This is a genomic window from Stenotrophomonas sp. PvP093 (assembly GCF_017876915.1).
In the GTDB taxonomy this organism is placed as follows: domain Bacteria; phylum Pseudomonadota; class Gammaproteobacteria; order Xanthomonadales; family Xanthomonadaceae; genus Stenotrophomonas; species Stenotrophomonas muris.
On sequence record NZ_JAGIOX010000004.1, the window covers coordinates 2,778,170 to 2,796,828 of the forward strand.

The 18,659-nt window shown below is 65.7% G+C and carries 18 protein-coding genes; 9 read left to right on the forward strand and 9 right to left on the reverse strand.

What is annotated here, in order from left to right:
- Positions 1-3 precede the first annotated feature (3 nt).
- Positions 4-429: a nucleoside-diphosphate kinase gene (gene ndk / locus J3A72_RS15290; protein ID WP_005409295.1), complete on the reverse strand. Its 426-nt coding sequence runs from the start codon at positions 427-429 to the stop codon at positions 4-6.
- A gap of 361 nt (positions 430-790) precedes the next feature.
- Between ndk and J3A72_RS15295 the strand changes: the two genes are divergently transcribed.
- The 3 genes from J3A72_RS15295 (at position 791) to J3A72_RS15305 (ending at position 5,139) form a co-directional block, all read left to right on the forward strand.
- Complete coding sequence (locus J3A72_RS15295) at positions 791-1,444, forward strand: TetR family transcriptional regulator (RefSeq protein WP_014646856.1); 654 nt, start codon at positions 791-793, stop codon at positions 1,442-1,444.
- A gap of 39 nt (positions 1,445-1,483) precedes the next feature.
- Positions 1,484-3,856, forward strand: a complete 2,373-nt coding sequence (locus J3A72_RS15300) for a 3-hydroxyacyl-CoA dehydrogenase/enoyl-CoA hydratase family protein (RefSeq protein ID WP_049440713.1) — start codon at positions 1,484-1,486, stop codon at positions 3,854-3,856.
- A gap of 74 nt (positions 3,857-3,930) precedes the next feature.
- Complete coding sequence (locus J3A72_RS15305; RefSeq protein ID WP_019661304.1) at positions 3,931-5,139, forward strand: acetyl-CoA C-acyltransferase; 1,209 nt, start codon at positions 3,931-3,933, stop codon at positions 5,137-5,139.
- A gap of 475 nt (positions 5,140-5,614) precedes the next feature.
- Here the strand turns inward: J3A72_RS15305 and galU are convergent, their stop codons facing one another.
- From galU to cmk, 8 genes are all read right to left on the reverse strand, one after another.
- A complete protein-coding gene (gene galU / locus J3A72_RS15310; protein WP_075076759.1) occupies positions 5,615-6,493 on the reverse strand; it encodes a UTP--glucose-1-phosphate uridylyltransferase GalU in 879 nt (292 codons plus the stop codon).
- Complete coding sequence (locus J3A72_RS15315) at positions 6,490-8,403, reverse strand: nucleoside-diphosphate sugar epimerase/dehydratase (protein WP_014646852.1); 1,914 nt, start codon at positions 8,401-8,403, stop codon at positions 6,490-6,492. Before J3A72_RS15315 ends, galU begins: the two co-directional genes overlap by 4 nt.
- A gap of 3 nt (positions 8,404-8,406) precedes the next feature.
- Positions 8,407-9,396, reverse strand: a complete 990-nt coding sequence (locus J3A72_RS15320; RefSeq protein ID WP_046430191.1) for a glycosyltransferase family 4 protein — start codon at positions 9,394-9,396, stop codon at positions 8,407-8,409.
- A gap of 3 nt (positions 9,397-9,399) precedes the next feature.
- On the reverse strand, positions 9,400-10,578 hold the full coding sequence (gene lapB, locus J3A72_RS15325; RefSeq protein WP_014646850.1) for a lipopolysaccharide assembly protein LapB: 1,179 nt from the start codon (positions 10,576-10,578) through the stop codon (positions 9,400-9,402).
- Positions 10,579-10,584: 6 nt separating this feature from the next.
- Complete coding sequence (locus tag J3A72_RS15330; protein ID WP_014646849.1) at positions 10,585-10,869, reverse strand: LapA family protein; 285 nt, start codon at positions 10,867-10,869, stop codon at positions 10,585-10,587.
- A 77-nt stretch (positions 10,870-10,946) separates the two neighbouring features.
- Positions 10,947-11,252 (reverse strand): integration host factor subunit beta, encoded by a 306-nt coding sequence (locus J3A72_RS15335; RefSeq protein WP_005409286.1) that lies wholly within the window; start codon positions 11,250-11,252, stop codon positions 10,947-10,949.
- Between the two features lie 87 nt (positions 11,253-11,339).
- Positions 11,340-13,025, reverse strand: a complete 1,686-nt coding sequence (rpsA, locus tag J3A72_RS15340; RefSeq protein ID WP_005416230.1) for a 30S ribosomal protein S1 — start codon at positions 13,023-13,025, stop codon at positions 11,340-11,342.
- A 198-nt stretch (positions 13,026-13,223) separates the two neighbouring features.
- A complete protein-coding gene (gene cmk / locus J3A72_RS15345; RefSeq protein ID WP_014036894.1) occupies positions 13,224-13,901 on the reverse strand; it encodes a (d)CMP kinase in 678 nt (225 codons plus the stop codon).
- A 197-nt stretch (positions 13,902-14,098) separates the two neighbouring features.
- Between cmk and ykgO the strand changes: the two genes are divergently transcribed.
- From ykgO to J3A72_RS15375, 6 genes are all read left to right on the forward strand, one after another.
- Positions 14,099-14,224: a type B 50S ribosomal protein L36 gene (gene ykgO, locus J3A72_RS15350; protein WP_005409283.1), complete on the forward strand. Its 126-nt coding sequence runs from the start codon at positions 14,099-14,101 to the stop codon at positions 14,222-14,224.
- Positions 14,225-14,369: 145 nt separating this feature from the next.
- Positions 14,370-14,699: a hypothetical protein gene (locus J3A72_RS15355; RefSeq protein WP_005416228.1), complete on the forward strand. Its 330-nt coding sequence runs from the start codon at positions 14,370-14,372 to the stop codon at positions 14,697-14,699.
- A 39-nt stretch (positions 14,700-14,738) separates the two neighbouring features.
- Positions 14,739-15,776: an agmatine deiminase family protein gene (locus J3A72_RS15360; RefSeq protein ID WP_014646848.1), complete on the forward strand. Its 1,038-nt coding sequence runs from the start codon at positions 14,739-14,741 to the stop codon at positions 15,774-15,776.
- A gap of 160 nt (positions 15,777-15,936) precedes the next feature.
- Positions 15,937-16,824, forward strand: a complete 888-nt coding sequence (locus tag J3A72_RS15365) for a carbon-nitrogen hydrolase (protein ID WP_008267821.1) — start codon at positions 15,937-15,939, stop codon at positions 16,822-16,824.
- A 14-nt stretch (positions 16,825-16,838) separates the two neighbouring features.
- Positions 16,839-17,369 carry a GNAT family N-acetyltransferase gene (locus J3A72_RS15370; protein ID WP_014646846.1) on the forward strand — a complete coding sequence of 177 codons (531 nt, stop codon included), beginning with the start codon at positions 16,839-16,841 and terminating at the stop codon, positions 17,367-17,369.
- The gene (locus J3A72_RS15375) at positions 17,362-18,594 is read left to right on the forward strand and encodes a TraB/GumN family protein (RefSeq protein WP_075076758.1); all 1,233 of its coding nucleotides are present in this window, start codon (positions 17,362-17,364) and stop codon (positions 18,592-18,594) included. The genes J3A72_RS15370 and J3A72_RS15375 overlap by 8 nt, the downstream gene beginning before the upstream one ends.
- The last annotated feature ends 65 nt before the right edge of the window (positions 18,595-18,659 follow it).

The following is an 18,659-nucleotide window of genomic DNA, read 5'->3' on the forward strand; positions in this document are numbered from 1 at the left end:
CTCTCAGCGCGAAACGACTTCGGTGGCGGCGAAGAAGTAGGCGATTTCAATCGCGGCATTCTCGACCGAGTCCGAGCCGTGGGCGGCGTTGGCATCGATGGATTCGGCGAAGTCGGCGCGGATGGTGCCCGGCGCGGCTTCCTTCGGGTTGGTGGCGCCCAGCAGGTCGCGGTGGGCCAGGACGGCGTTCTCGCCTTCCAGGGCCTGGATCATCACCGGGCCGGAGATCATGAATTCGACCAGCGCGTTGAAGAACGGACGCTCGCGGTGCACGGCGTAGAAGCCTTCGGCTTCACGGCGCGACAGCTGCTTGTACTTGGCGGCCACGACCTTCAGGCCGGCCTTCTCGAAGCGGGCGTAGATTTCGCCGATGACGTTCTTGGCAACGGCGTCCGGCTTGATGATCGAAAGGGTGCGCTCCAGCGCCATGGGATGTCTCCAATGGAATCGGGCCGCTGATGGCCCGAAGGGTAACATGAAAAAAACCCGCGTCGGGACGCGGGCTTAGCCTGATAAACGTGGGCGAATTGTAAAAGATAAAGCGGCGGCATGGTAGTGCCGGTCGCCGGCCGGCAAACCCTCACTGCAGGGGTCGGATCCCCGCAGGGGCACTGACCCCATTCCGGGCCCAGTGTCGGGGTCGGAGCCCCTGCGGGGATCCGACCCCTACCCCATTCACCCACCTGAGTGAAATCTGACCGGACCGGCCGATTTTGCTGCACTGCAAAATGCCATACGCTACCGTCTGGTCCTAGTATCAAACAATCGTTTGATTAAGGTCCGCCCGCCGATGGCCAAACCCGCCCACTTCTCGACCAAGGACCGCATTCTCGGCGCGGCCGAGGAGCTGTTCGCACAGCACGGCTTCGCCGGCACTTCGCTGCGCCAGGTGACCAGCCAGGCCGACGTCAACATCGCAGCGGTCAACTACCACTTCGGCTCCAAGGAGAACCTGGTCAACGAGGTGTTCCGCCGCCGCATGGACGAGATGACCGGCGCCCGCCTGTCGCAGCTCGAACGCGCCCGCAGCGAACACCCCGGGCAGCTGCGCCCGGTGCTGGCCGCCTTCGTCGAGCCGGCATTGGCGCTGGCCCAGGACCGCCAGAACGGCGGTGCCTTCGTGCGCGTGATCGCCCGCGCCTACGCCGAGAAGAACGACAACCTGCGCAAGTTCCTGTCCGACCATTACGGCCACGTGCTGCGTGCGTTCGGCAAGGCCATCGGCGAGTGCGTACCCGACCTGAGCAAGGAAGAGCTGTACTGGCGCCTGGATTTCCTGGCCGGCTCGCTCACCTATGCCATGGCCGACTTCGGGCTGATCAAGCGTCCCGCCGGTGTCACTGAAGCGGCGCATCGTGCCCATGCCGCCCACGAACTGATCCATTTCGCCGAAGCCGGGTTCCGCGCCGCCGCTCGCGCCAGCGCCCTGCCCGCTTCCCTTTGATTCCACCCAGTAACTGCTGACCAACAAAGGCCCTACACCATGTCCAATTCCCTGCTAGTCCGCCGCGCCGCCGTGCTGGGTGCCGGCGTCATGGGTGCCCAGATCGCTGCCCACCTCACCAACGCTGGCGTCGACACCGTGCTGTTCGACCTGCCCGCCAAGGAGGGTCCGGCCGACGGCATCGTGCTGAAGGCGATCGCCAACCTGGGCAAACTGAGCCCGGCACCGCTGGCCAGCAAGTCGCTGGCCGAAGCCATCACTCCGGCCAACTACGAGTCCGGCCTGGAGCAGCTGAAGGACTGCGACCTGATCATCGAGGCCATCGCCGAGCGCATGGACTGGAAGCAGGACCTGTACAAGAAGATCGCGCCGTTCGTGGCCGACCACGCGGTGCTGGCCTCCAACACCTCGGGCCTGGGCATCAACAAGCTGGCCGACGTGCTGCCCGAGCAGCTGCGCCACCGCTTCTGCGGCGTGCACTTCTTCAACCCGCCGCGCTACATGCACCTGGCCGAGCTGATCCCGGCCACCACCACCGACGCCGCCGTGCTGGAAGGCCTGGAAGAGTTCCTGGTCACCACCCTGGGCAAGGGCGTGGTGTACGCCAAGGACACCCCGAACTTCATCGGCAACCGCATCGGCGTGTTCTCGATCCTGTCCACCATCCACCACACCCAGCAGTTCGGCCTGGGCTTCGATGAAGTGGACGGCCTGACCGGTCCGCTGGTCGGTCGCCCGAAGTCGGCCACCTACCGCACCTCCGACGTGGTCGGCCTGGACACCATGGCCCACGTCATCAAGACCATGGGCGACACCCTGCCGAATGACCCGTGGCATGAATTCTTCAAGTCGCCGAAGTGGCTGGACGCGCTGATTTCCAAGGGCGCGCTGGGCCAGAAGACCGGTGCCGGCATCTTCCGCAAGGTCGGCAAGGACATTGTGGTGCTGGACCTGGAGAAGCAGGACTACCGTCCGGCCGATCGCGCTGCCGCGCCGGAAGTGGTCGAGATCCTGAAGATCAGGAACCCGGCCGAGAAGTTCGCCAAGCTGCGCGAGAGCCAGCACCCGCAGGCGCAGTTCCTGTGGGCGACCTTCCGCGACCTGTTCCACTACAGCGCCTACCACCTGGCCGACATTGCCGAGACCGCGCGCGACGTCGACCTGGCCATCCGCTGGGGCTACGGCTGGTCGCTGGGCCCGTTCGAAACCTGGCAGGCCGCCGGCTGGAAGCAGGTGGCGCAGTGGATCGCCGATGACATCGTCGCCGGCAAGAGCATGAGCAATGCCCCGTTGCCGGATTGGGTGTTCGATGGCCGCGATGGCGTGCATGCCGCCGAAGGCAGCTACAGCCCGTCGCGCAACGCCAAGCTGCCGCGCTCGTCGCTGCCGGTGTACCAGCGCCAGCGCTTCCCCGATCCGCTGCTGGGCGAGACGTTCGCGCCGGGCGAGACCGTGTTCGAGAACGATGGCCTGCGCATGTGGCACGACGGTGATGGCATCGCCGTGGTCAGCTTCAAGACCAAGATGAACACCGTGTCCGACCAGGTGCTGGACGGCCTGCAGGAATGCGTGAGCCGCGCCGAGAAGGACTTCCAGGGCCTGGTGATCTGGCAGCAGAAGGAACCCTTCTCCGCCGGTGCCGACCTGGCCGGTGCCCTCGGCCTGCTGCAGGCCGGCAAGGTCGACCAGTTCGAAGAAATGGTTGCCAACTTCCAGCGCACCAGCCAGCGCATCAAGTACTCGCTGGTGCCAGTGGTGGCTGCCGTGCGCGGCCTGGCCCTGGGTGGCGGCTGCGAGTTCCAGATGCACAGCGCCAAGACCGTGGCCTTCCTGGAAAGCTACATCGGCCTGGTCGAGGCCGGCGTCGGCCTGCTGCCGGCCGGTGGTGGCCTGAAGGAACTGGCCGTGCGCGCCTCGCAGGCTGCGGGCCCGGGCGGCGACGTGTTCGCCGAACTGAAGAAGACCTTCGAGACCGTGGCGATGGCCAAGGTGTCCAACTCGGCGGTCAACGCCAAGGAACTGGGCCTGCTGCGCAGCACCGACAAGGTGGTGTTCAACAGCTACGAGGCCCTGCACATCGCCAAGGCCGAAGCACGCGCCCTGGCCGAAGCGGGTTACCGCCCGCCGCTGCCGGCACGCCGCATCCAGGTGGCCGGTGACGTGGGTATCGCCACCTTCAAGATGATGCTGGTCAACATGCTGGAAGGCCGCTTCATCAGCCCGTACGACTACGAGATCGCCGAGCGCATCGCTACCGTGCTGTGCGGTGGCAAGGTCGACCGCGGCACCCTGGTCGACGAAGAGTGGCTGCTGACCCTGGAGCGCAAGCACTTCGTCGAACTGGCCCAGCAGGAAAAGACCCAGGCCCGCATCGCGCACATGCTGAAGACCGGCAAGCCGCTGCGTAACTGATCGCCCATCCCTGCTTCCGGTGGGTGCCGACCGTTGGTCGGCACTCCGGCTAAAAAATTCAAGAGATCACTGCAATGACCAAGCAAATCCAGGACGCCTACATCGTCGCCGCCACCCGTACCCCGGTTGGCAAGGCGCCCAAGGGCATGTTCCGCAACACCCGCCCCGACGACATGCTTGCGCACGTGCTGCGCAGCGTCGTCGCCCAAGCCCCGGGCGTGGACGTCAACCGCATCGATGACGCCATCATCGGTTGCGCCATGCCGGAAGCCGAGCAGGGCATGAACGTGGCCCGCATCGGCGTGCTGCTGGCCGGCCTGCCGAACACCATCGCCGCACAGACCGTGAACCGCTTCTGCTCCTCCGGCCTGCAGGCCGTGGCGCAGGCCGCCGACGCGATCCGCCTGGGCAACGCCGACCTGATGCTGGCCGGCGGCACCGAGTCGATGTCGATGGTGCCGATGATGGGCAACAAGATCGCCATGGCGCCGAGCGTGTTCGACAACGACCACGTTGCCATCGCCTACGGCATGGGCATCACCGCCGAGAAGGTCGCCGAAGAGTGGAAGGTCTCGCGCGAAGACCAGGACGCCTTTGCCCTGGCCTCGCACCAGAAGGCCATGGCCGCGATCCAGAACGGCGAGTTCAAGGACGAGATCAGCCCGTACGAGATCGTCTCGCACCTGCCGGACCTGGCCGACGGCCAGCGCATCATCACCCGCAACAAGATCGCCGACACCGACGAAGGCCCCCGCCCGGACTCCTCGGCCGAAGGCCTGGCCAAGCTGCGCCCGGTGTTCCGCAACGGCCAGTTCGGCGGCACCGTCACCGCCGGCAACTCGTCGCAGATGAGCGACGGCGCCGGCGCCGTGCTGCTGGCCTCGGAGCAGGCGATCAAGGATTACGGCCTGACCCCGCTGGCCCGTTTCGTCAGCTTCTCGGTGGCCGGCGTGCGCCCGGAAGTGATGGGCATCGGCCCGATCGCCGCGATCCCGAAGGCACTGAAGCAGGCCGGCCTGACCCAGGACCAGTTGGACTGGATCGAGCTCAACGAAGCCTTCGCCGCGCAGTCGCTGGCGGTGATCCGTGACTGCGGCCTGGACCCGGCCAAGGTCAACCCGCTGGGCGGCGCGATTGCCCTGGGCCACCCGCTGGGTGCGACCGGCGCGATCCGTACCGCAACCCTGCTGCACGGCCTGCGTCGTCGCCAGCAGAAGTACGGCATGGTGACGATGTGCATCGGCACCGGCATGGGTGCGGCGGGTATTTTCGAGGCGCTGTAAGGTTCAAGGCGTTGCCTCGTTGGGCTTCATGGCGTGGGTCGGGTTGGCAGGGCTGCCCGGGACACGCCGTGAACCCTTCCATGGGGGCTCGATGGCGCCATCCATGGCGCCAACGGTCCCGGGCAGCCCTGCCAACCCGGCCCTTCCAGCCTCCCCGCGGCGGAGGGATGAGCAAAGGCAGGGTCAAAGGTTGGGGTCAGATCCCTTTGCTGCGCAAAGGGATCTGACCCCAACCCACGAAAAAAGGCAGCCAGTGGCTGCCTTTTTGCTTTTGCTTCTGCCTTTGATTCCGCCCTTCCCGTCCGCGCCACACGGAAACTGTCGAGAGGGGGCGGATGGCCCTCTCCAAAACCGTTGGCGCCATGGATGGCGCCATCGAGCACCATGGAAGGGCTTTGGCGTGTTTTGGAGAGGGCCATCCGCCCCCTCCCCCACGTATCAATCAAGGCGCCGCACGGAGCGCTTGATAAAACCCTTATTCCGCCAGCATCGCCGCCAGCTTCTCCCGCGCCGGGCCAGCCAGCTTCGTGTTGTCCAGCGCGAAGCGGATCGTCGCCTCCACCAGACCCAGGTGCGTGCCGCAGTCGAAGCGGGTGCCCTCGAAACGATAGGCATCGACTTCTTCAGTCTTCAGCAGCTCGGCAATCGCATCGGTCAGCTGGATCTCGCCGCCGGCACCGGTCTGGGTCTGTTCCAGCAGCTCGAAGATCTTCGGGCTGAGCACGTAACGGCCCACCACCGCCAGATCGCTCGGCGCGTCCTCCGGCTTCGGCTTCTCGACGATCTGCGAAATACGGCCCTTGCGGCCATCGAACGCGTCGGTGGCGACGATGCCGTAACTGGCGGTCTTATCGTGCGGCACGTCTTCAACCGCGATCACGCTGGCGCCACTGGCTTCGTTGAGGTCGGCCATCTGCTTCAGCGCGCCCGCACCGCGGTTCCAGATCAGGTCGTCGGGCAGCAGTACGGCAAACGGCTCGTCACCGATCACCGACCTGGCACACAGCACCGCGTGCCCGAGGCCCAGCGCCTCGGCCTGGGTCACGAAGATCGCGCGCACACCATTGGGGAGCACGTGCCGGATCAGTTCCAGCTGCTCCTGCTTGCCAGCGCGCTCAAGCTTCTGCTCCAGCTCGTACGCCTTGTCGAAATAGTCGGCAACGGCGTGCTTGTAGCGGTTGGTGATGAACACCAGCGTGTCACAGCCGGCTTCGATCGCCTCATCCACCGCGTACTGGATCAGCGGCCGATCAATGATCGGCAGCATCTCCTTCGGCACAGTCTTGGTTGCTGGCAAAAAACGCGTCCCCAATCCTGCCACCGGGAAAACTGCTTTGCGAATTCGCTTGCTCATTGGTGCCTGTTGGCCTCACGTGCCGGAAAAGGCACGACTTTAGCGGATGAAATGTAAGCATCCTGTTCGATTGGCGAGAATTCCGGCATCGTCGCAAACAGGATTTCCTGGATGCGGGCGGTGTCGTAGCTGGCAATCGCCTCGCGCAGGCGCGGAACGTTGCCCAGCACCAGGTCGCGCGAGAACGTACGCACGCCGGCTTCAAGAATCTTCGGGTGCGCGGTGGAGCGGTAATCTTCGTCCGAATAGAACAGCGTCTCGTGCAGCTTCTCGCCCGGACGCAGGCCGGTATAGATGATCTGGATGTCCTTGTACGGCTGCTTGCCGGTCAGGCGGATCATCTGTTCGGCGAGCACGCGGATCGGCACCGGCTCGCCCATGTCGAGGGTATAGATCGCACCATGCGACGCCGATGCGGCCGCCTGCAGGATCAGCTGGCAGGCCTCGGGAATGGTCATGAAGTAGCGGCTGACTTCCGGGTCGGTGACCGTGACCGGGCCACCGCGCAGGATCTGCTCGCGGAACAGCGGCACCACGCTGCCGGCCGACGCCAGCACGTTGCCGAAGCGCACCGTGACAAAACGGGTATGCGTGGACTTCTGGTCCAGGCTCTGGCAGATCATCTCGGCGTAGCGCTTGCTCGCGCCCAGCGCATTGACCGGGTCGACCGCCTTGTCGGTGGAGATGAACACGAAATGCTCCACGCGGGCTTCCAGGCAGGCGCGCGCGACGTTCTCGGTCGCCAGGATGTTGTTGCGCACTGCTTCACGCAGCTGGCGTTCCAGCACCGGTACATGCTTGTAGGCGGCCGCATGGAAAGCGGTATCGACGGGGTGCAGCGACAGCGCGTGGCGGATCACCGCCGGGTCACCGCAGTCGCCCAGCACCGCCTCGATCTCGACATCGGGGAAGCTGCGACGCAGCTCGCCCTCGATGGTCAGCAGCAGCAGCTCGCTGATCTCCAGCAGGATGATGCGACCGGCACCATGCCGCGCGCACTGGCGGCACAGCTCCGAGCCGATCGAACCACCGGCGCCGGTAACCATCACGGTGCGCCCACCCAACCAGCCGCGGATCAGGTTCCAGTCCGGCATGATCGGCTTGCGCCCCAGCAGGTCCTCGATCGCCACTTCCTTCAGCTGGCCCGGCAGCGACTGGCCCTGCAGGATGTCACTGAGCTTGGGCACGGTACGGAACGGCACGCCGGTGCTTTCGCAGATCGCGACGACGCGCTGCATGCCTGCGGCGTCCAGCGACGGCATGGCAATGACCAGCAGCTTGGCAGCGGTCTCGCGGACCACCGTCGGCGCGTCATCCAGCGTGCCCAGGATCGGCAGGCCCTGCAGCTTGGCGCCCCGCAGGTGCGGTGCATCGTCGAGCAGGCCGACCGGCTCGAAGTTGCCGGAGCGGCGCAGGTCGCGCACCAGGGTCTCGGCCGCCTGGCCGGCGCCGAGGATCAGCACGCGGCGGGCGCTAGAATCGGACTGCAGTGCCTGGTAGTCCTTCCAGGCGCGGTACAGCAGGCGCGGCGCGCCGAGCAGTGCCGACAGCGCGAACGGGTAGATCACCAGCACCGACATGGGTACGCCGTCGAAGCGCTTCCACATCAGCACCAGGATGATGGCCACCATGCCGATGAAGCTGGCCTTGAAGATGTTCAGCAGGTCGCTGACGCTGGCAAACCGCCACAGGCCGCGGTACAGGCCCACGCGCCAGAACACCAGGCCCTGCAGCAGCAGGACCAGGGTGGTATCGACGTTCCACAGGGGCAGCGCCGGGGCGTTGGGCAGGATCGAGTAACGCCCTGCATGGAGCAGCTGCCAGCATGCCCAGACCATGAAGAGGTCGTGGCAGACGATGGCCGAACGCGGCATCAGGCCGAGGATTCTGTCCCGCCAGGGTGAAGCCATAATTCAGGTAATTCCTTGTCGGTGGCGCATTCCATTGCGCAGGAGGAGCCAGAGGACGCTCAGCGCGATGAACCACGCGATCGCCACGACAGCCTCCCACCTCGGCTGCAAATTGGAGCAGACATTGAACACTGTAATACTGAACAGACCCAAAGCAAAGTACATCCCTGTCACCTGCGGGTGACTGGCTCCTGCCTGCACCGCGCGCTGGTAGACATGCTGGGTATGGGGTTCCATCCAGCGTTGTCCGGAAATGATGCGCGCCAGCAGTGTGAAGCCCGCGTCCACGAGGAACGGCGAAACCGGTACCAGCAGCAGGATCCAGTTGATATCGGTACGCACGCTGGCGATCGCCAGCACCACTGCGACCGCATACCCCAGCGCGCCGCTTCCAACATCGCCCATGAAGATCCGGGCGCGAGGGAAGTTGAACGGCAGGAATCCAAGGCAGGCCAGGCCCAGCGCCACGGCGGCCAGTGAATAGGGCCACGGCAGTACCGGCGCCAGCCCCAGCATCGCCACAACGGCCTGGCTGGCGGCGATGCCATTGATGCCGTCCATGAAGTTCCAGATGTTGATCAGCGACGCGGTGAACAGCAGCACCAGCACCGCCAACAGCCAGCTGCCACCATTCACCTTGACCAGGCCGGCCAACAGCGCTGCGGCGATGAAATGCACCAGCAGGCGACGCATCGCCGGCAGGGGCTTGTGGTCGTCCCACCAGCCGATACCGGCCACCAGCACCAGCCCAAGGCTGGCCACCAGCACCGTCGGCGTGCTTTCGGGCCAGGCCCAGATGGCCACGCCGGCGGTCACCAGCAGGCTGATGACGATGGCGATGCCGCCACCGCGCGGGGTGGCAACGCTATGGCTGCGACGCTCGCCCGGCTGGTCCATCAACTGCTGGCGCAGTGCATAGCCCCGCGCAGCCCAGGTCAGCAACGCACTGAGCAGGGCGAGCCCCAGCAGCGCGCCCATCACAAGCCAGGGCATGGATCAGAGCACCGCGTAGTTCAGCAGCGGCTTGACCGTCCCCCACTCCTTGCAGCTCGGGCACTGCCAGTGGTGGGTACGCGCACCGAAGCCGCAGCGCGTGCAGCGATAGGCCGGGTTGCGCACCAGCAGCTGGTCGGTGATGTGCTTGAGGTCATGCAGGGTGGCGGTGGAATCGGCTCCCTCGGCGAGGGTCAGATCGATCAGCGCGGATTCGCCACGTACCGACGGGCGATCCTTGAGCTGGCGACCGAGGTAGGCACGGGCCGGCGCCACACCTTCCTGCTCTTCCATCAACCGGGTCAGCGCCAATACCGGGGCGATGCCGCGGTAGTGCTCGGTCATCTCCGACAGGAACGCGCGTGCACCTGCCAGATCGCCGACCCTGCGATAGTTCTGCATCAGTGCCGGCAGCAGTTCCGGCAGGTATTCGGGGTCGTTGCGCGCGGCGCGCTCGAAGGCGCGCACGGCGGCCTCTGGATTGCCCGCGTCGGTTTCCAGCCGGCCCTCGATGATGCCGGCGCGCACCGACATCGCGTCGGCCTGGTAGGCGCGGGCGATCGCTGCCCTCGCCTCTTCCAGCTTGCCGGCGCCACGGAAACGTTCGGCCAGTTCGCATTCGAACTGTCCGATCAGCTTGCCCATCGGCTCGCCGGTGACGTCCTCGAAACGGGTCGCGTTGTCGATCGCCTTTTCCCAGTCGCGCTCGGCCTGGTAGATGCCGATCAGGTGCTTGAGCGCCTGCGGTGCGCGCTGATCCAGCTGCGCCAGCTCGGTGAACACGGTCTCGGCACGGTCCAGCAGGCCGGACTTCATGTAGTCCTCGCCCAGCGCCAGCAGGGCCTGCACGCGCTGTGCATCACTGAGGTCGTGGCGGTTGACCAGGCCCTGGTGCAGGCGGATGGCGCGGTCGACTTCGCCGCGGCGGCGGAACAGGTGGCCCAGCGCGACCTGGGTCTCGAAGGTTTCCTTGTCCAGCTCGGCGATGTGCAGGAACAGCTCGATGGCCTTGTCCGGCTGCTCGTTGAGCAGGTAGTTCAGGCCACGGAAATAGGTGCTCGACAGGCGGCTGACCTGGCTGTCACCGTGGCGTTGACCACCGCGCCGCCCGATCACCCACCCAGCCAGGGCGGCCAGCGGAACGAACAGGAAGAACCAGAACCACTCGGTGACGAAATCCATCTTCGATCAGCGTCCATCAAAAGATTGAGGGGAAGCAACCGGTGCCGGCGTGGCGGCAGCGGACTTGTTGGCGCGGCGCAGCTGGCTGTAGAGCGGAATGACCACGCTCACCAGCACCAGGCCAGCGCCAACGATGACGCCGATCAGCAACGCGGCAATGATGGCCACGCCGACCGAGGTCTTAAGCTGGGTGAACAGCAGGTTGATGGTCATCTCGTCCATGTTCATGGCACCGATGATCAACCCAAGAATGAGTACCGCCAGCAGGACCAGCAGACGAAAAACCTTCATGCGACAGCTCCAGTGGCAGGAGTCCGTAGCTTATCCGACTCGCGGCTGGATTCGCACGCGGTGGCGCGACGGAAGGCTCAGGCCGGATCGGCGTCCAGCGGCAGCACACTGCTGACCCGCTCGCGCAGTTCCTTGCCCGGCTTGAAATGGGGGACATGCTTGCCCGGCAGGGCAACCGATTCGCCGGTCTTCGGGTTGCGACCCAGGCGCGGCGGACGATAGTGCAGCGAGAAGCTGCCAAATCCACGGATTTCGATGCGATCCCCGGCGGACAGCGATCCGCCCATCATTTCCAGCAACGACTTCACCGCCAGATCGACATCATCGGCCTTCAGGTGCGCCTGGCGGCGCGCAAGGATTTCGATCAGTTCGGATTTGGTCATTACCGGCTCACATCAGGGGCATCTCAGCCTGAAACGGCCCGGGCAATGCCCGGGCCGTCCAGGAAACAACGAACAGCGTAAGGCCGATTACTCGGACTTGTTGCCGTTCAGCTGTGCACGCAGCAGCGCGCCCAGCTGGGTGGTGCCGCTGGAAGCCGAAGAGGACTGGTATTCCTCCAGCACTTCGCGCATTTCCGCGTCGTCCTTGGCCTTGATCGACAGCTGCAGGGTACGGCCCTTGCGGTCCATGCCCACGAACTTGGCTTCGACCTTGTCGCCGACCTTCAGGTGCTGGGTGGCGTCGTCAACGCGCTCGTTGGCGATGTCGCGGGCCGAGACGTAACCTTCGATGCCGTCAGCCAGCTCGATGATCGCGCCCTTGGCGTCGACTTCCTTCACCACGCCTTCAACCTTGGAGCCCTTCGGATTGGCAGCCATGTACTGGCCGAACGGATCCTGCTCCAGCTGCTTCACGCCCAGGGAGATGCGCTCGCGCTCCGGATCGACAGCCAGGACGACGGCGTCCAGGGTATCGCCCTTCTTGAAGTTGCGAACGACGTCTTCGCCGGTGGTGTTCCAGCTGATGTCGGACAGGTGGACCAGGCCGTCGATGCCGCCGTCCAGGCCGATGAAGATGCCGAAGTCGGTGATCGACTTGATCTGGCCCGACACCTTGTCACCCTTCTTGTGGGTGGCAGCGAAGGTTTCCCACGGATTGGCGGCAACCTGCTTCATGCCCAGCGAGATACGGCGACGCTCTTCATCGACGTCCAGCACCATCACTTCGACTTCATCACCAACCTGGACAACCTTGGACGGGTTGACGTTCTTGTTGGTCCAATCCATCTCCGAGACGTGCACCAGGCCTTCGACGCCCGGCTCGATCTCAACGAACGCACCGTAATCGGTGACGTTGGAGACCTTGCCGAAGACGCGGCTGTTGGCCGGGTAACGACGGCCGATGTTGTCCCACGGATCCTCGCCCAGCTGCTTCAGGCCCAGCGAAACGCGGTTGCGCTCGCGGTCGAACTTCAGCACGCGGACGTCCAGCTCGTCGCCGACGTTCACGACTTCCGACGGGTGACGCACGCGCTTCCACGCCATGTCGGTGATGTGCAGCAGGCCGTCGATACCGCCCAGGTCCACGAACGCGCCGTAATCGGTCAGGTTCTTGACGACACCCTTCAGGATCGCGCCTTCCTGCAGCTTGTCCATCAGCTGCTCGCGCTCTTCCGAGTGCTCGCTTTCGACGACAGCGCGGCGCGAGACCACGACGTTGTTACGCTTGCGGTCCAGCTTGATGAGCTTGAACTCGAGTTCCTTGCCTTCCAGGTAGGCCGGATCGCGCACCGGGCGCACATCGACCAGGGAACCCGGCAGGAAGGCGCGGACATCCTTGATGTCCACGGTGAAACCACCCTTGACCTTGCCGCTGATGCGGCCGGTGATGGTTTCGTTCTTTTCCAACGCTTCTTCCAGCTCGTCCCACACCATCGCGCGCTTGGCCTTCTCGCGCGACAGGACGGTTTCGCCGAAGCCGTTCTCGATCGAGTCGAGGGCGACCTTGACGATGTCGCCTTCGGCGACGTCGATTTCGCCAGCGTCGTTACGGAACTGTTCGATCGGCACGATGCCTTCGGACTTCAGGCCAGCGTTGATCACCACGACGTCGCCGCGGACTTCAACAACGGTACCGCTGACGATGGCGCCCGGCTTCAGCTTGGCCAGATTGGCCTGGCTGGCTTCAAACAGTTCGGCAAATGATTCGGTCATTAGATTTACTCTGTTGGACACATGGGTCGGTGGCGTCCCCTTCAGGGGAATGGCGACCGCCCGCCTGTTGGTCGACCCCGGAAACGCAGGTCGTGTGTAGTAGGAAAACCGCCACGCATCATTGCGCGGCGGAGCTGGTACAGCACTGCTATGCGCGACCGCCGCCGATGCTGCTGGCAGCGCTCCCGCGCGAACGGATCAGGCAGCCGGAACCGGAAGCAGATCCATCACTCTGGCAACGACATCATCGATGCCGATGCCTGTGGTGTCGATGAGGACAGCATCGTCTGCCGGCTTCAGGGGCGCCACGGTACGCTGGGCATCACGGGCGTCGCGGGCCATGATCTCGCGCAGGAGGTCATCAAAGTTAACAGAAACCCCCTTGTCCTTCAACTGCTTATGCCGGCGCTCGGCGCGCTCCTCGGCACTGGCGGTCAGGAAGACCTTGTAGGAGGCGTCCGGGAAGATCACCGTGCCCATGTCGCGGCCGTCGGCGACCAGGCCCGGCAGCTCCCTGAATGCGCGCTGGCGCTCCTTCAGGGCAGCGCGGACCTCGGGAATGGCGGCAATGGCCGAGGCCAGCGCACCGGTGGTCTCCAGGCGCAGCTCGTCGGTGGCATCGGTGCCGTTGACCATGACCCGCATGGCATCGCCCTGCTCGACAAACTGAACGTGGGTGTCGAAGGTGCAACGCACCAGCGCCGAGGCGTCGGAGGTATCGATGTCGGCCCAGCTTGCGGCCACGCCCACCGCCCGGTACAGCGCGCCCGAATCCAGGTAATGCCAGCCCATCCGGCGCGCGATGATGCGGCTGATGGTACCCTTGCCGGCCCCGGATGGGCCGTCGATGGTCAGGACGGGAGCGAGTGGATTCATGGGGGTCCCAGAGCGTGTGAAGAGGCCATTCTAGCCCCTGCCAGACGCCCCCAGCGGGATCTTTTGTGCAACCACTTGAAACCACGAGGAAAAGCCCGGTAGAATGGCGGGCTTGAACGAGCGTCAACTGCCGATTGTCTTTCGCATATCGCGGCCACGCTCCACCCGAACAACTACTGTTTACGCCGAGGTATGCCATGAAAGTCCTGTCCTCCCTGAAGTCGGCGAAGGCCCGTCACCGTGACTGCAAGGTCGTGCGTCGTCGTGGCAAGATCTTCGTCATCTGCAAGTCGAACCCGCGTTTCAAGGCGCGTCAGCGCTAAGCCTCACAGCCTTACGGCTGCGGCTGGCCCTAAGCGGGGCCGACCCGATGCAAGAAACCGCCTTCGGGCGGTTTTTTGTTTATGCGGCTTTTTCCTGCCGTTTTTGCTGTAATCGCCTTTCTTGACCACTGGGGAGTAGATCGAGATGAAGCGTTACCTGTCCGCCCTGGCCGTGATGGCCACCCTGGCCGCCGCCACACCGGCACTGGCCGATACCCTGCTTGTCGACCGCGCCCGCGAGAAGCCGGCCGGTGCCCTGCCCGTGCGCGGCCAGAGCATGCAGCAGGTGCAGGCGCAGTTCGGCGCGCCCAGCGAGCAGCTGCAGCCGCGTGGCGGGCAGAAACGGCAATGGCCGACCATCAACCGCTGGGTGTACCCGCAGTTCACCGTCTACTTCGAGAAGCAGAAGGTGATCGACGTGGTGGCCAACCAGGCGGACCCGAACGAAATCGGCCCGAAACCGCCGATCCGTTGATCCCATTACCCGCCGTGGGCGGGCCTGTGTAGCGAGACCATGAACCAGACCCTTCGTTTTCCTGCCGAGTGGGAAGCCCAGAGCGGCGTCCTGATTGCCTGGCCCACCGCCGATACCGACTGGGCTGACCGCCTGGGCCAGGTGGAAGAGACCTACATCGCCCTGGTCGCGGCCATCACCCGCTTCCAGCCGGTGCTGATCTGCGTGGCCGACGACGATGTGGAGACCTACGCCGAGATGCGACTGCGCTCCAACCGCATCGACATGGACAAGGTCCACTTCACCACGGCGGCCTACGACGATACCTGGCTGCGCGACTCCGGCCCGATCACCCTGCGCCGTGCCGACGGCGGCTTCCAGCTGCTGGATTTCCGCTTCACCGGCTGGGGCGGCAAGTTCGACGCCACCCTGGATGACCAGCTGGTGGGCGTGCTCGACCAGGCCGGCGTATTCAACGATGCGCCGGTCCGCAGCATTCCGTTCGCGCTGGAAGGCGGCGGCATCGAGACCGACGGTGAAGGCACCCTGCTGACCACCTGGAAGTGCCTGCACGAGCGCCACCCGGACCGCGACCGCGCCAGCCTGAGCGCCGACCTGGCCGACTGGCTGCAGCAGGACCGCGTGCTGTGGCTGGACCACGGCTACCTGGAAGGCGACGACACCGACGCGCACATCGATACCCTCGCCCGCTTCGCCTCCGCTGACAGCATCGTCTACCAGGCCTGCGACGACGAGAGCGACTCGCATTACGCCGAACTGCAGGCGATGGGCAATGAGCTGGCCGCGCTACGCACCAGGGATGGCCAGCCGTACCGCCTGTTCCCGCTGCCGTGGGCCCGGCCGGTGATCGACGAAGGCCGTCGCCTGGCTGCCTCGTACGCCAACTACCTGATCGTCAATGGCGCGGTGCTGATGCCGGCCTATGGCGACCCGGCCGATGACCTGGCCCGCGACGTGCTGGCACAGGCGCACCCGGGCCGAGAGATCGTGCAGGTGCCCTGCCGCTCGCTGATCTGGCAGAACGGCAGCCTGCACTGCATCACCATGCAGCTGCCGGCTGGGCTGTTGAAGGCGTAACGGTCGTGCCGGCCGCTGGCCGGCAACCCTGCAATGCCTGATGGATCCACGGGATTGCCGGCCAGCGGCCGGCACTACCCGCTGCGCCATTCAGCGCGCGACACGCCGTCGCCGCCCATCCGCGCTAACATGCTGGTTTTCCCCCGCAGGAACGCCCCGCATGAACTCGCGCAGCCCCCTTACCGTCGCCCTGATCCAGGAGCGCAACCACGGTGATGCCGCCGCCAACCTGGCGGTGATCGAAGCACGCGTGGCCGAGGCGGCTGCGCAGGGTGCCAAGCTGGTGCTGCTGCAGGAACTGCATAACGGCCCGTACTTCTGCCAGCACGAATCGGTGGACGAGTTCGACCTGGCCGAGCCGATTCCGGGCCCGAGCACCGAGCGCCTTGGCGCGCTGGCGAAGAAGCATGGCGTGGTGCTGGTCGGCTCGCTGTTCGAGCGCCGCGCTGCCGGGCTGTACCACAACACCGCCGTGGTGTTCGAGAAGGACGGTACGCTGCTCGGCAAGTACCGCAAGATGCATATCCCGGACGACCCGGGCTTCTACGAGAAGTTCTACTTCACCCCGGGCGACATCGGCTTCACGCCGATCGATACCTCGGTGGGCCGCCTGGGCGTGCTGGTGTGCTGGGACCAGTGGTACCCGGAAGCGGCGCGCCTGATGGCGCTGGCCGGCGCCGAGCTGTTGCTGTATCCGACTGCGATCGGCTGGGATCCGGACGACGTGCAGGACGAGAAGACCCGCCAGCGCGACGCCTGGGTGCTGAGCCATCGCGGCCATGCCGTGGCCAACGGCCTGCCGGTGCTGAGCTGCAACCGCGTCGGCCACGAGGCTTCGCCGCTGGGCGCGTCGGGCATCCAGTTCTGGGGCAACAGCCACGTGCTCGGCCCGCAGGGCGAGTTCCTGGCCGAGGCCGGCACCGAGGCCACCGTGCTGCTGTGCGACGTCGACCTGCAGCGCAGCGAGCACGTGCGCCGCATCTGGCCGTTCCTGCGTGATCGCCGCATCGATGCCTACGGCGACCTGCTCAAGCGCTACATCGACTGAGCCGGAGCCCGCGCATGGCCGTCCTCATCCGTGATGCCGGCCCGGCCGACATCGACGCGATCACCGCGATCTACGCGGTGGAAGTGACCGACTTCGTCAACACTTACGAGTACGACATCCCGGACGCGTCCGAGATGCTGCGCCGCATGCGCGACATCATCGACCGCGGCTTCCCCTACCTGGTCGCCGAGATTGACGGCCAGGTGGCCGGCTATGCCTACGCCAACACCTACCGCACCCGCGTTGCCTACCAGTGGACCGTGGAAAACTCGGTCTACGTCGATGCCGCGTTTCAGGGCAAGGGCGTCGGCACCGGCCTGCTGCAGGCGTTGATCGACGCCTGCGTGGCGCGTGGCTACCGGCAGATGGTGGCGGTGATCGGCGAACCGACCAATACCGCTTCAATCAAGCTGCACGAACGCTTCGGCTTCGAGCTGGTCGGCGTGTTCCGTGGCCTCGGCCGCAAGCATGGCCGCTGGCTGGACACCGTGCAGATGCAGCGCGCGCTCGGCGATGGCGCCGACACCGCACCTTCCAATGAATGAACCCATGACCGAAACCCTTCCCGAGACCGGTGACGACCTGTTCGCCGGCCAGCCGGTGCGCGTCGTCGAACGCGACGGCGTCCGCTACACCCTGCTGGGCACCGCCCATGTCTCACGCGCCAGCGTCGAGGCCGTGGAAAAAGCCATCGACAGCGGTCGCTTCGACGCCGTGGCCGTTGAACTGGACCCGCAGCGCCTGCAGGCACTGAGCGACCCGGACACGCTGGCCAAGCTCGACCTGGTCGAGGTGATCCGCAAGGGCCGCGTCGCCCTGTTCGCCGCCAACCTGGCCCTGTCCGCCTACCAGCGCCGCCTGGCCGAACAGCTCGACATCGAGCCGGGCGCGGAACTGAAACGCGCGGTGGAACTGGCGCGCGAACGCGACCTGCCGGTGCGCCTGATCGACCGCGAGGTCGGCCTGACCTTCCGCCGGGCGTCGCAGCGGCTTGGGTTCTTCGGCAAGCTGAAGCTGGTTGCCGGGCTGGGCGCCGGCCTGTTCTCGTCCGAGGAAGTGGGCGAGAACGAGATCGAAAAGCTCAAGCAGGGCGACATGCTGGAATCGAGCTTCGGTGAGTTCGCCAGCGAGAGCCCGGCGCTGTACGAAACCATCATCGGCGAGCGCGACCGCTACATGGCCACGCGCCTGCGCGAGGAGCACACCCCGCAGCAGCGTGAAGTGCTGGCGGTGGTCGGTGCCGGTCACCTGGCCGGGCTGGCGCGCTACCTGGAAACCGATACCGAGGCACCGGCGCCGCTGCGCGCCGAGCTGGAGGCGGTGCCGAAGAAGCGCAACATCCCGTGGTTCACGCTCGGCATCCTGACGATCGTGGCGACCGGCATCGGTGTGGGCTTCTACCGCGGCGGCCTGGGCGTGGGCACCGAGCTGCTGGCGACCTGGGCAATGTATACCGGCGGCCTGGCGGGCCTGGGCTGCCTGCTGGCAGGCGGTCACCCGCTGAGCATTCTCACCGCGATCGCGGTGGCCCCGTTCAAGCCGTTCCGCCTGAGCATCCCGACCGGCGCATTCTCGGCGCTGGTGGAAGCACGCCTGCGCAAGCCGGCCTACGAGGACTTCCTGAAGCTGCGCGACGATGCGCAGAGCCTGAAGGGCTGGTACCGCAATCGCGTTACCCGCGTGGTGCTGACCTTCATGCTGACCAACATCGGCAGCATGCTCGGCCTGTGGCTGACCACCTTCAAGGTGTGGGGCAAGGTGGCGGGATAAGCCTCTCAACCGGCCACAGAATCTGTAGCGCCCGAGCCCATGCTCGGGCGACGCGGCGACGCGGC